This is a genomic window from Streptomyces sp. WAC00040 (assembly GCF_056835925.1).
On sequence record NZ_JAKQZE010000005.1, the window covers coordinates 111,772 to 124,918 of the forward strand.

At 63.7% G+C, this 13,147-nt stretch carries 6 protein-coding genes and 4 pseudogenes; 2 read left to right on the forward strand and 8 right to left on the reverse strand.

Features of this window, described 5'->3' with window-relative positions; genetic code table 11:
* Positions 1-20: 20 nt before the first annotated feature.
* Both MDN94_RS35465 and MDN94_RS35470 read left to right on the forward strand, forming a co-directional pair.
* A pseudogene (locus MDN94_RS35465) lies at positions 21-320 on the forward strand (amino acid ABC transporter permease); the annotation flags it as partial.
* A pseudogene (locus tag MDN94_RS35470) lies at positions 317-1,061 on the forward strand (amino acid ABC transporter ATP-binding protein). The pseudogenes MDN94_RS35465 and MDN94_RS35470, both read left to right, overlap by 4 nt.
* Here the strand turns inward: MDN94_RS35470 and MDN94_RS35475 are convergent.
* From MDN94_RS35475 to MDN94_RS35510, 8 genes and pseudogenes are all read right to left on the reverse strand, one after another.
* Positions 1,047-2,219 carry an aminotransferase-like domain-containing protein gene (locus MDN94_RS35475; protein ID WP_482730221.1) on the reverse strand — a complete coding sequence of 391 codons (1,173 nt, stop codon included), beginning with the start codon at positions 2,217-2,219 and terminating at the stop codon, positions 1,047-1,049. The pseudogene MDN94_RS35470 and the gene MDN94_RS35475 sit on opposite strands and share 15 nt — an antisense overlap.
* 9 nt (positions 2,220-2,228) lie before the next feature.
* A pseudogene (locus tag MDN94_RS35480) lies at positions 2,229-2,525 on the reverse strand (GntR family transcriptional regulator); the annotation flags it as partial.
* 933 nt (positions 2,526-3,458) lie between these two features.
* Positions 3,459-5,129 carry an ABC transporter substrate-binding protein gene (locus MDN94_RS35485; RefSeq protein WP_482729944.1) on the reverse strand — a complete coding sequence of 557 codons (1,671 nt, stop codon included), beginning with the start codon at positions 5,127-5,129 and terminating at the stop codon, positions 3,459-3,461.
* A 518-nt stretch (positions 5,130-5,647) separates the two neighbouring features.
* Positions 5,648-7,242: pseudogene (locus MDN94_RS35490) on the reverse strand (ABC transporter substrate-binding protein).
* A gap of 625 nt (positions 7,243-7,867) precedes the next feature.
* Entirely contained in the window at positions 7,868-8,926 is a 1,059-nt protein-coding gene (locus MDN94_RS35495) for a flavin-containing monooxygenase (protein WP_482729945.1), read from the reverse strand.
* A 404-nt stretch (positions 8,927-9,330) separates the two neighbouring features.
* Positions 9,331-10,968 carry a flavin monoamine oxidase family protein gene (locus MDN94_RS35500; protein ID WP_482730222.1) on the reverse strand — a complete coding sequence of 546 codons (1,638 nt, stop codon included), beginning with the start codon at positions 10,966-10,968 and terminating at the stop codon, positions 9,331-9,333.
* Between the two features lie 117 nt (positions 10,969-11,085).
* Positions 11,086-11,877 (reverse strand): nitrilase-related carbon-nitrogen hydrolase, encoded by a 792-nt coding sequence (locus MDN94_RS35505; protein ID WP_482729946.1) that lies wholly within the window; start codon positions 11,875-11,877, stop codon positions 11,086-11,088.
* The gene (locus MDN94_RS35510; protein ID WP_482729947.1) at positions 11,870-13,126 is read right to left on the reverse strand and encodes a M20 family metallo-hydrolase; all 1,257 of its coding nucleotides are present in this window, start codon (positions 13,124-13,126) and stop codon (positions 11,870-11,872) included. Before MDN94_RS35510 ends, MDN94_RS35505 begins: the two co-directional genes overlap by 8 nt.
* Between the last annotated feature and the right edge of the window lie 21 nt (positions 13,127-13,147).

Genomic DNA, 13,147 nt, shown 5'->3' on the forward strand with positions numbered 1-13,147 from the left:
TGACGAAGGAGATAGGGGCACCCCCCACGGGCAACGAAGTCATCACCATGCTGAAGACGACCTCCCTGGTCGCCGCTGTGCAGTACTACGAGCTGCTGCGCCAGGCCCAGGACATCGGCCAGACCTCCGGAGCACCGGTGGAAATGCTGTTGCTGGCTGCCGCTTGGTACCTGATGCTCACCTCGATCCTGAGCGTGGGCGAGTACTACCTGGAGCGGTACTACGCCCGCGGCTCCAGCCGCAGCCTGCCGTCCACCCCGTTCCAGAAGATCAAGGCCAGCGTGTTCTCGGTGCGCCGCCCGAAGGGAGTCAGCGCATGAACGCCATGGTGAAGGCCGAGGGCATCCACAAGTCATTCGGCCCCGTAGAGGTCCTCAGAGGTATTGATCTGGAAGTCGCCCATCGAGAGGTGTTCTGCCTCATCGGCCCGTCGGGCTCCGGCAAGTCGACGTTCCTGTGGTGCATCAACCACCTCGAGAAGATCAACGCCGGCCGGCTCTCGGTCGACGGCGAACTCGTCGGCTACCGGCAAAGGGGCGACAGGCTCTACGAGCTGAAGAACAGCGAGTCACCCTCAAGCGCCGGGACATCGGCATGGTCTTCCAGCGCTTCAACCTCTTCCCGCACATGACGGCCATCGAGAACATCATGGAGGTGCCGCGCGGTGAGGCGAAGGCCGTGGCACGTGCGCGTGCGGAGCAACTGCTGGACCGGGTGGGCCTGGCCGACAAGGTGAAGAATCACCCGTCGCAGCTCTCCGGAGGCCAGCAGCAGCGTGTGGCGATCGCCCGCGCCCTGGCGATGGAACCGAAGCTGATGCTCTTCGACGAGCCGACCTCGGCCCTCGACCCGGAGCTCGTGGGTGACGTCCTAGACGTCATGCGGGGCCTCCCGAGGACGGCATGACGATGATCGTCGTCACGCACGAGATGGGCTTCGCGCGAGAGGTGGGCGACTCCCTGGTCTTCATGGACGGTGGCGTGGTGGTCGAGTCCGGCCACCCGCGCGACGTCCTGGGCAACCCGCAGCACAATCGCACCCCCTGCTTATCTAGAAATTGACGTGCGCTTAATCATCTGCTCCTTGATGGCTGCGCCGACAACTTCCATGGAGTGAGTTATTCCGGCCGGTGACAGGCTCGTGTATCCAATGGCCAAGGCTGGCTGCCGCCGGCGGTCGCTCAATTGAAACAATTTTCCACCGGTTAGCAACACGGAGTGCCGATGGGCCTGTTGAATCAACCAATCTTCGTCAACGTCAGGCGGTAGGTCGAGATATGCGTACAGCCCGCCACCATTGTCGCGAAGTTGGGCTTGCGGGAGGTGCAACTGCACAGCCGTCTCCATAGCCTCCCGACGCGTTCGGTACCTCTTCTGCAGGAAGCGCAAATGCCGGTCGAGCAGGCCTGAGTCAATCATTTCCGCGAAGGTGAACTGTGTGAGACCCTCCGCACAGCCATCTCGAGGGACCTGGACCTTTGCCACTTTAGTAGACAAGTGGGAAGGAATCACGAGCCAACCGATGCGGACGCCAGGCATGAGTACCAGGTTGGCGGTGCCTGCGTAGACGACCCTTTCAGGGCAGCTGGCTTGTAGGGCCCACGGCCGGCTGGTCTGCCCGACCCAAAACTCTCCGCCACAGTCGAGTTCGATAATGATTCCGTCCACGTCTCGCGCCCACGCAATGAGCGATTCTCTCCGTGAGGCGCTCAGCGTGACACCGGTGGGGAATTGATGCGTGGTACTCACAAGAACAGCTCGAACGCCAGTCCCAACAAGGGCTTCAGTGTCGATTCCCTGACTATCTACGGCAAGAGGAATCGGCTGCAAATTATTGTCGAGCATGACGCGGCTGTAAGAATGGCACCCTGGGTCCTCCACGGCAATTTGGGTGATATCCAAACGCCGTAGCGTTTTACAGAGCATAGCCAATCCCTGGGAGAAGCCAGATGTGATCATCACCAGCGAGTTAGCCGCGTGGATTCCGCGGAGTCGACCCAGGTAGTTGGCGATTCCTTCCCGTAGGAGTGGAAGGCCCTCAATGGGTGGACAGGCGATCCGGTGGTCAATCTGCGACAGCGCTCGACGGTAGCACTGCAGCCATTCGCGTCGCGGAAAGTTGGCAATATTTGCTTGATCGATCCGCAGGTCGTAGGCTGCCGGCTCTACCCGCAGGCCTTCTGGAGAGCAATAACTCGCCGCCGGAGGCAGATCAGCCACTTTCGTCCCTGAGCCCCGCAGACCGCTAACAAATCCCTCGGCCTCCAGTTGCTCGTATGCATGCAGAGTTACTGTACGTGACACACTCAGGTCGTCAGCCAATTGCCGGGTTGAGGGCAGTCGGGCCCCCGGCTTAAGTATCCCCTCAGAGATACGCCGCTTAATTCCATCTTTGACCTGGTTCGTCAGAGAGTGGTGTGAGTTACGGTCGATCGCGATATGTAGATGCCACGACAACTGCTTCAGCCTTTGAATGGTACGAGAAGGACATAACAAGGGAATTACTCGCAGCCCAGCGAATCGCAACGAACGCCCTAGCTGGTGGCCAAGTATTGAATCTGATCTGCCGCTGCCAAAAAGCGAGCACGTTCTCCTTTTCTGAATTCACCCCAGGGGCAATCCCTGGCACCGGGAAATGCCGCTGGAGCCTGTTCAGCAAATCCCAGAAGCGGTTTCTCAGTTGTTCAGTTAGGCCACACGCTCAGCATCAAATTGCTGCAACCTGGCACCATCGGCACGAGCTACTACGTCCCAGATATCGCTCGGTGTACGCCCCGAACTCGTCAGCCATCTGCCCCAAGATATCTCTGAGCTGAGCCTCAGAGGCCAGAACCACTCGTGCGATAGTCACCACGTGGCGCTGCCAGCGTCCTCCGATGGACGCCGCGAGACGACGATGCAGCTGGTCCTCTCTGCCGAGGGCTGACACCAGGTGCCTGGATGTCACAGCTTGGGTCTGCCGCCGATCGCCGGCCCGCTGTTGCCTATCTTGCGATTTGGCGTAGGCACGTTACTCATTCAGAAAACTTGGCAAGCGCATAAAACTCGACTGACGTAAACGCCGCAAGCGACCATGAGATTGCTTCCTGTTAGAAACTCATCCCCGTATTGATTCGAGCCGCTCGCCTGCGGTCGTGGGGATCGTGGAGCGTCTGGTGCCGGACGAGTTGTGGGAGTTGTTCGAGCGGGTGGTGCCGTCGGTCCGTCACGGCCGCAGGGTGGCGGCCGATGACGGTACGGGGACCGCGAGGTGCTGGCGGCAGTCGTCTTTGTGGCCACGTGCAGCCCGTCCGGGCCGACGGCCCACCGCGGGCTCACCGAGTGGATTGGACACGACGACCCCCGAGCGGTAGAAGACGACTTCCCCCTGGCTCGGAGGTCTTCGCTATGTCCAAAAACCTTGACCGCAGTCTTCTTACGACGAGTCGCAGCACCCCGCGGTGCCCCTTCGGTGTGCGCTTACTTGAAGGAGACCTCGGCGAAGTTCTCCTGCGTCAGCGGGGAGACCTTCGGCGGGTTGACGTTCTTGGCGAACGCGATCGCCGGCGGGGAAGCCGAGATCGGGACACCCGGGACGTACTCCATGATCGTCTCGTTGGCCTTCTTGTAAGCCTCGACGCGACCTGCGGGGTCGGTGACCTTCGAGGCGGCGTTCACCGCGTCGAAGACCTTCTTGTCGTTGAAGCCCCACTCCTTGTCGGGACCGGCGAACCAGGTGCCGATGAAGTTGTAGCCGTCGTTGAAGTCACCGGTCCAGCCCAGCATGTGCAGGGCGCAGGAGCCGGCCTCGGTGGCGTCCAGGTAGTCCGGGGCCCACTTCATCGCCTTCGGGGTGACCGTGATGCCGGCCTTCTCCAGGTCCGCCTTCATGCGCTCGAACATGTCCTGCGGCGCCGGCATGTAGGGGCGCGTGACCTCGGTCGGGTAGCAGAACTCGATCTTGAGCTTCTCCTCACCGGCCTTCTTGAGGAGCTCCTTGGCCTTGTTGGTGTCGAACGGGTAGGTCTTCACCTTGTCCGAGAAACCGGCGACCGTGTCGGGCATGAACTGGGTCGCGGCCTTGCCGCCGTCGGGCAGCTGCGTCTTGACGATGCCTTCGCGGTCGATGGCGTGCGAAATGGCCTGCCGGACCTCGAGCTTCTTCAGGGCGGGGTTCTTCGACTGCGTCATACCGACATAGAAGATGTTGAAGACGTCACGGGTCGGAACCTCGTAACCCTCCTTCTCCAGCGTCTTCACATCGGCCGGAGCGACCAGGTCGTAACCGTCGATGTCACCGGCCTGCAGCGCCTGACGGCGGCCGGCCTCGGTGTCGATCGTGCGGAAGACCAGGTTCTTGACCTTGGCCTTCTCGCCCCAGTAGTCGTCGAAGCGCTCAAGGGTGACTTCCTTGTTGCCCTTGTTCCACTTCGTGATCTTGTACGGGCCGGTGCCGGCGACCGTGCCGGCCTCCTGGCTGTACTTGGGGTACGTGATCGCGTCGCCCTTGGCGGTCGCGTCCTGCTTCGCGTACTCCTTGATGGCCTTCGGCGAGTGGATCGCCAGCGCCTGGAGGGAGAAGCCGCCCGGCAGGTTCGCCGAGGGCTCATTGACCTCGATGACCGCCGTGCTCTCGTCCTTCACCGTGCAGGACTTGTAGTTCGGCTTGGGGGCTTCCTTGTCCTCGTTCTTGGCGAAGCCGCCCATGATGGTCTGCCAGTAGTAGGAGACCGCGCTCGACTGGTAGGTGCCCTTCCAGTTGAACCAGTGGTCGTAGTTCGCGCAGACCGCGGCGGCGTTGAACGCCTCTCCGTCGTGGAACTTCACACCCTTGCGCAGGTTGAACGTCCACACCTTGCCGGCCGGGTCGCTCGACCACTTCTCGGCGAGACCGCCGACGAGCTTGCTGCCGCCGGACTCGTGCTCGAGCAGGGCCTCGAAGGCCTGACGGGTGACCCGGAAGGTCTCACCGTCGCTCGCGAGCGCAGGGTCGAGGGAGCCGGGGTCACCGGCGCCGGCGAACACGAACGTGTCCTTGTCGCCGCCCTTGTCACCGTCCTTGCCCCGCTCGCTGGCGCAGCCGGTGGCGATCAGGCCGACGGCCACCGCCGCCGTGATCGCTCGAACCGCTCGGGATCTCAACATCTGCATAGCTTTCCTTTGAGTGAAGCCTGTCTGGGTTGATCCAGACCACGGCGATGACCGTGATCCCCCGGCGCCAGGGCGTCACCGGATTCTGGATGGTGGCTGCCGTTGCGTCGAACAAGTGGAGAACGAAAGTGGCCTGGTTGATCGATACATCCCCACTGGTCCCCTCATCGATCTGTCCACTTGGCGATCACGCTCTCGTTCAGAAATGACGAAAGGCCTGACGTGTATGTGTGAATCCGTGCTTCGTCGTAGTCGTGTAGCCGCCTCAGGAACGTGAGTAGTTGCTGGCCAGATTTCACCTACAGGTGGATTCCTCGAAGGCGGTAAACATAGTGGCGTCGCAAGCATCGGTTGGGTAGGACGGGTCTGCTCCGAACCTCGATGCTGCTCCCTTTGGAGTGCACTCTACGAAAATGAATCTTGAAGGTTCTGGGGGATGTCTGGTGGGACGGCAGTCTCGGGATCCTTGGGAGTTCAGAATTTCGCTGCGATGCCCGGAGACTGCTGGAAAAGGGCGGTCAGCCGCTCACATTCCGATGAGTTCCCACAGTTGCAGCATGGAGGACGAGTTCATGGCGGACTCGCCGCCGCCTACGCCGCGGGCGGCGAGGTACTGCTTGCCCTGCCACAGCGGGAGGATCGGCACATCGTTGGCAACGATGTCCTGGATGTCGGTGAGACTCTTCGACGTGTTGAGCGGGTCCGTCTCACGCCGGTATGCCGGGATCAGGGTGTTGCGGATCTCGCTGTTGGTGTAGGGCGAGTTGAGGAAGTTGTCCTTGTCGAGGAACGGCGCGATGTAATTGTCGGCGTCCGGGAAGTCCGGGAACCAACCCATCCCGTAGACGTCGTAGTCGCCCCTAAGTTCGCCGGGGACGAACTTCTCCCAGGGATGGCCCTCGATGTTGGCTTCGAACAATCCGCTGTCGTTGAGCTGCTTCTTCAGCAGCTCGAACTCCTTGGCGGTGGCCGGGCCGTAGCGGTCTGTCGTGTAGTGCAGCGTCAGCTTTACCGGGGTGATGATGTTCGCATTGGCCAGCAGTGTCCGGGCCTTGGGCACACTCGGGTCGCCGTACTTGTGGAAGAATGAGTTGGTGTGACCGTTGATGGTGGCCGGGACCAGCGAGTACAAGAGCTGCGCATTGGAGTCGTACGCCTGGGAGAGCAACTCGCCGCGGTCGATGACCTGAGCCATGGCCTGACGGACGGCCTTACTCTTCACCGACGGGGCGGTGGTGTTGAAGCCGAGGTAACGGATCTCGAGGCTCTGCGTCTCCACCAGGGTCACGGCGCCCCCGCTGTCGTTCTGGAGCCTGCGGATCTGTTCTGGCGACATGGTGCGGGTCATCACGTCGATGTCGCCCTTGTCGAACGCGACGCCCATGGCGTCGGCATTCTTAAAGGACTCCAGCACCACCTTGCCGTTTTTCGGCGTCAGCAGCCCCTGGTAGTTGGGGTTCTTGGTGAAGGTCGCCTTCACCAACACCTTGTCCTTCACCTCCGCTTGCAGCGTGTACGGCCCGGAGCCGTCGACCGCGAAACCGTTGCGGAGCTTTTCCTTTGCGTAGTTCTTCGGGTTGACGATGCCCGTGACTGGCGTTGTCAGCTTGAACGGGAAGGCGGCATCCGTCGTCTTAAGGTGAAAGATGACCTTGTCGTCACCCTGCGTCTCAATGATGTCAATGGTCGACAGCAGCGCGAAGACACCACTGTCTGCCTTGATGGCGCGGGCACGGTTGATGGAGAACTGCACATCGGCCGCGGTCACCGGGTCGCCGTTGGAGAACCTCAGCCCCTTGCGCAGCATGCACACATAGCGCTCGTTCCGCGCGTCGGTGAAGCCGCAACTCTCGGCGGCCTCGGGCTGGGGCGCAATGCTGCCGCGGGGCAGGACCATCAGAGTCTGCACGGTCTGTCGCAGGACGTTCCAAGTACCCACGTCGTATGCGTACGCCGGGTCGACCGGTGCGGGAGCGTCGCTGGAGATGGTGACCTGGTCGGTGGTACCAACGATGATGGCATCACCGCTCTTCTCCCCACTGCCGGCGTAGACAGCGAGGACGACGGTGAGCAAACCAGCGACGGTCAGTACCACAAAAAACCTACGGTTCATGCTTGAGTTTCTCCAAAAAGCTGTCAAGTGCCTGCACGCGCGTAATGTTTGAAGCGAAGGATCACGAGGATGCGGCGTTGTCGTGGCGCGCAGCCGCTTGTTGTAGCCAGACTGCCGGGGCAGGTAGGGGACAGCCCAGCCAAGTGCTGGCGCGTGCGGCGCAGACAGTGCCTAGAGGTGGAGCCGAGCAGTGCATGGGCAAATACGACGCAGAGAGGCCGCGATGGGGAGCGCCGACGGCCGACTGGTTCATGGTGCTTTGACTTGACATTCCCATTCAGACGCGGAGTTGGTGCGCTCCCCGACGACTTGCCAACGGCGCATCCGGCGCCGCTACCGGTGGCCACGTCCGCGAGGACCCCATGGTTGTTCCAGTGCCGCCCCTGCAGGTCGGCAGCTTCGAGAGCGAACTGGGTGCCGAGCCTGGCAAGCGGCGCGTCAGGTCTAACGCGCTGTTGCCGCTGCAGGGACTGCCACTGAAAGCATCGACATGGACGTAGCGCATGGCGTCGAAGTTACGGATTGATCAGACCAGAAGGAACTGGCTGAATACCGAGAGGGGCCATAACCTCTGGTTATGGCGCCAGATTTTGAGACTTTGCTGTTGAACCAAAGAGGCAGGGGGTCAGGCGCGGGTCAGGTGGGCGGCCAGACGGCGGGCCGCCCAGGCGGCATTCCGGCCGACCCCGCGCAGCGTGTTCGAGGACAGGCTGCGCTGCCACTGCAGCCCGACGAACGCCAGGCCCGGATGCGCGGGAGAGGCGCCGCCGCGGTGGTGCGGGTGGCCGGCCGGGTCGAGGGCACCGTCGAGTCCGGCAAGGTAGGGCAGGTGGGGCCGGTAGCCGGTGGCGAGGATCAGCGCGTCCAGCCGCTCGGTGGCGCCGTCGGCCCACACGACCTGGTCGTCGGCGAGGCGGCTGAACATCGGGCGCCGGTCGGGGGCACCGGCGGTGAGGGCAGCGCGGTAGCGGCCGTCGTCCAGGACCGGCGGGGCGGGCGGAGTCCTCAGCAGCCGACCCAGCGGGACGGTATCCAGGCCGGTGCGGGTGAGCCAGAAGTGCAGGTCCTTGCCCAGCAGGTGCTGACGGGCGAACTTCACCGGCGCCCGCGTGGCCAGGCTCGTGCGGCTTTCGCGGGCGAGCTCGGCGGCAATCTGCACCGCGGAGTTCCCCGCCCCGACCACCACCACACGCTGCCCGGCGAACGCGGTCGGGCTGCGGTAGTCGGCCGCGTGCATGACCCGGCCGGCGAACGTCTCCAGGCCCGGCAGGGCAGGTCGGTGCGGGCGGCCGAAGCTGCCCGAGGCGGCGACCAACGCTCGCGCCCACAGCCGCCCGCCATTCTCCAGCTCGACCGTGAACCCGGCACCGTCGACCCGGACCCCCGTCACGTGCTGGCGGGTGCGGATGTCGACCTGCAGGCGGGCGGCGTAGGCGATCAGATAGGCGACGACCTCGTCCCGGTGCGGGTAGCGGTCCGGATCCCCACCGAACGGCATGCCGGGCAGCGCGCTGAACCGGGCGGGAGAGAACAGGGTGAGGCTGTCGTAGTAGTGCGGCCATGACCCCGCCGCCTGGTCCGATGCCTCCAGTACCACCGGCTTCAGTCCTGCCCTGACCAGCGCCTGCGCTGTGGCCAGCCCCGACTGCCCGCCCCCGATGACGACGGCTTCCACGTGTTCCACGACCCACTCCAAGATAGATGAATGCCTATGTGGACGTCTATCGATACAGGCCCCACCGGCCGCGTCCGCACCCTCATAGACCGGCGTCTCTAGCGCCCACATCATGGACCGACCACCGCGACCGGTGCCGGCGGGCCGGCGTCGACGACCACCGGTCCGCGACCGCCGCGCAGCAGCCCGAACGGCCGGTGGCCCGCACGGCCAGGCGGGCCACCCCAGCCTTTGCCCGGATCAGAGCATAGGGTGGGTGCAAGGGAAGGTACGGCGTCGAGGTAGCGGCTTAATGGCCATCAGTTCGCCACGTCCCCTGATAGACGGGTCAAATCGTGGACCACCTCAGCGCGATCTTCGCCAGGCACCTTCGCCGTTGGACTCTCGCTGGCCCAACGAAGAGCCGGGCGAGGCTACTTCAACCTGAGCGGCCTTAGTTCCTCGAAGCGATCTCCAGGACCCGGGTTCGCCGGGCTGGTCTTGCCACCCAGTTGGGTCATGACGCCCCACACGGCGTTCAGGCCGGTCGTCACCGCGCCCTCGGCCCAGCCGCCGGTCCATGACACGTCGTCGCCCGCGAGGAAGATGCCCTGGTGGGCCGGGTCGAAGCGGTCCTGCATGAAGTGGGTGTAAAGACGTTCCTGATAGCGGTAGTGGCCGGGCAGGTTATCGCTGAAGGCACCCATGAAATCCGGCTCGTCCTCCCAGGAGATGGTGATGGGGACGCCAATGATGTGCGAGGCGATGTCGACATGGGGGTAGATCTGCTTCAAGGAGTGCAGCATCAGCCGTACACGTTCGTCGACTTCAAGCGGCAGCCACTTCAGCGCATCGTCGTTCCAGGTGTACGACAGGCAGATCAGCGCCGGCTTGTTGGGGCCGTCGTCCAGCAGGTACGTGCCACGCGTGAGCCGATCTGTAAGGGTGGTGCTGAGCACATGCTGCCCCGTCTCAGGGTCTACGTCCTTCCAGAAGGGCCGGTCGACCACGACGAACGTCTTGGACGACTGCATGTAGTGCGTCCGCTCGAGCGCCGTCCACAATGGGTGGCTGAACAGTGACTCATCGGTGTCGATCCGGGCGGACAGCAGCCAAGACTGACACGTGGCCACGACCGCGGTGTAGTGCGACGTCCTGGCCCAACGGTCCGTCACTTCGATGCGGTCGCCTGACCCGGTCTCCCTCCAAATCCGCTGCACTGCAGCGCGGGGCGAACCGCCATGCAGGGAGGCGAGGCTAGTTCCAGCGGGCCAGTGTGCGAGCTGCTCGGGAGCGTGCCGCCACAGAAGTTGAGGAAGGCGCTGGGCGCCGCCGAGGATGCGCTGCTGATTGTCCTCCGCGCCCACGTAGACCACCCGCAGAATTTCCAACATGGAGTCGGGGAAGTTGGTGTCCCAGCCCCCCGTGCCGAAGCCGACAAGGCCAAACACCTCGCGGTACTCGAAGGGTAGAGAGGAGAAGGCCTTGGACGTGGCGAGGTAGTTGGAGAAAGATGTGTCGTCTAGGAGGGGAACCAGCTCGTTCCAGAGCTTTTTGATCGTGGCGTAGTCGCGATCCGCAATCGCCCGCTGCATGGCACCGAAGCAGGCCCGCTCTTCAAGGCAGTCCTGCCAGGCCGCAGCCACCTCATGGAACATCGCCGGCAAGTCAGCTGGAGTCTCGGCGTAGTATTTCCGTCCGCCGATCGCGATCACGGTGCTGTCGGAAGCCCGCGTTAGGGGGTTGGGAAACGGCCTGGTCTCGAGGCCCAAGAGGTCGATGTAGTGGAAGAGAGCCCGGGAGGAGAGCGGGAATCGCATGCCGCCGAGATCGGCCACCGGGTGATCAAGGCCAGGCTGACAGGCACCGCGCAGTCGGCCGCCGAGCTGGGCGGACTCATACACGACTGGCTTCAGCCCCAGCTTCATCAGTTCGTACGCAACCACCAGGCCAGATAGGCCGGCGCCGACGATGGCGACTTCCGTACCGTAGTGCTCGGGTGGAATCGAGCCTAGCCCGTCCGGATGGGCCAAGTACTCGTCGTACGGGAAAGGGAAATCCGGGACCAGCATGCTGAATTCGCTCTGCGGGGACGTGCTCACGAAATGTCCTCAAGGGGCTCGATACGGGTAGGCCACGGCGGCAGGATCGGTTGCGCGGAAAGAAGACATCGCTTTGAGACGGGCACCTCAGCCGTGCAGGCTCAGATAATCCGTATCGCGGCGCGCCGTAAGCAGGATTCGGCGGCTCACCTCGGCCACCACCAGTTCGTCGCCCGTCTCGCCAGCCGCAGTCCGCCGACCGTATGGATCGCTTAGACAACTCAGTCCGGAGAAACCGGGGCCGGCGTGGTTTGCGTACGCGATGAAGATCTGGCTCTCAAGCGCCCGGGTGGGGACGACCATGCCCGGGATGAGACGGGTGTCGAACGGCGCGGGCTCCCCGTCGACCGCCGGGCGCAACGGCACCGCGGTGGGCACGCACAGCAGCTCGGCGCCGGACAGCGCGACGGCGCGAGTGAACTCGGGGAACTCGACGTCGAAGCAGATGCCGAGCGCCACAGGGACGCCATGAAGGGGGACGATCTGAGGACGCTGACGGCCGGGCGTGAACAGCCTCGTCTCTGCCCCGCCGAAGAGATGTGTCTTGTGATACCTGGTCAGTTCGTCCCCGCGCCAGTTGAAGAGCGAGGCACCAATGAAGCGTTCACCGTCCTGGTGGTCGACGGTCGAGGCCACCAGCGACACGCCTGTGGACCGTGCGATGGCGGCGAGTCGTTCACGATGTCCCCTTCCATCGTCATCGGCGACGACTATCGGGTCGTAGCCGCTGACGAAAAGCTCTGGCGTCACCAGTAGCTGCGCACCACTTACTCTGGCCTGCTGTGCGAACTCCTCGACGGTTGTGAGGTTGTGGGCGGCGTCACCGACCACACTCTTAGCCTGCAGGATGGCAACCCTCAGACGCCCTGAGTCAGCCATCGAGCGCGCCCTCGCACAGTCGCCGAACCACCTCGGTCAGCACGTCGACTCCCGCGCACAGGTCGGCGTCTTCGGTGCACTCGGCCTCGTTGTGGCTGACACCCTCGATGCTGGGGACGAACAGCATCACCGTGGGTACCACATCGTTCATGTTGATGGAGTCGTGTCCGGCCAGCGTGTACACCGGTCGACTCGTCAGGCCGAGGGAGTCCGTGCACTCGCGGGCCAGGTCCACGCCGGCCGCCGAGTACGGACGGACACCCCAGGCATGGGTACCGCTGACCTCGATCCGGACCTTCACCTCGTCCTCGATCAGATTGATGCCCTGCTTCAACAACTGCTTGGCCTCGGCGAGGATTTCCTCGTCGGCAGAGCGGAGATCCATTGTCAGGTCGACCTGACGGGCCACTACGACAGGGGAGTTGGGCAGTACTGTGAGTTGTCCGACGGAGGTGTGCAGGACTCCGGCCGGGTGGCGGTCGGCAAGCTCGCGCAGCAAGACCACCAGCCGGGACGCGCCCAGAAGTGCATCGCGGCGGTCGGCGATGATGGTGGATCCAGTGTGCGCCTGCGCCCCATGCACGGTGACGGTGAACTTTTCTGCCGCCCAGCAGGAGTGGACGAGTCCGATCGTTGTCCCGGACTCATCAAGGGACCGCCCCTGCTCGATGTGGATTTCGGCGCATGCGGCGGGTACCGGCCCAATCCCCGAACCGGTGTGCCCGATGGCGGAGAGGGCCTCTGCGACCGTCATACCGTCCGCGTCCCGGGTGGCCAGGGCGTCCGCCGCCGTCATCTTCCCGGTGAAGACGGAGCTGCCCATCATGGACGGGGCGAAGCGGGATCCTTCCTCGTTGAACCAGTCCACCACCGCCAGGTTGTACTTCGGCCTGTGTGAGGGGTCGTGGCTGGCAGCCAGCCGACGGGCTGCGTGCAGGGCGGCCGCGACACCGTACGCACCGTCGAATTTGCCGGCCAGGGGCTGGCTGTCGAGGTGGGAGCCGACCAACACGTACGGCGCTCCCGGGTTCCAATTCAGCAACCCGAAGATGTTGCCGACCGAGTCGACTTCGACGGTGAACCCGTACTGGCTCAGCAGAGCTGTGAACCAGGATCGTGACTGGGCGTCCGCGACAGTTGCGGCCTGCCGGTCGACACCTCCGCCAGGTGTCTCGCCGATCCGGCTCAGCGAGCGGAAGTCCCGCAGGAACAGGTCGGCGCAGCCTGCAGTGGTCGGTTCGATAGACATGTCAGTCTTTTCCTAGGAGAG

Excerpts from the sequence above, each read along its gene's own strand:
- MDN94_RS35485 (WP_482729944.1), bottom strand. The coding sequence starts at position 5,129 with ATGCAGATGTTGAGATCCCGAGCGGTTCGAGCGATCACGGCGGCGGTG.
- MDN94_RS35500 (WP_482730222.1), bottom strand. The coding sequence starts at position 10,968 with ATGCTGGTCCCGGATTTCCCTTTCCCGTACGACGAGTACTTGGCCCAT.
- MDN94_RS35505 (WP_482729946.1), bottom strand. The coding sequence starts at position 11,877 with ATGGCTGACTCAGGGCGTCTGAGGGTTGCCATCCTGCAGGCTAAGAGT.
- MDN94_RS35510 (WP_482729947.1), bottom strand. The coding sequence starts at position 13,126 with ATGTCTATCGAACCGACCACTGCAGGCTGCGCCGACCTGTTCCTGCGG.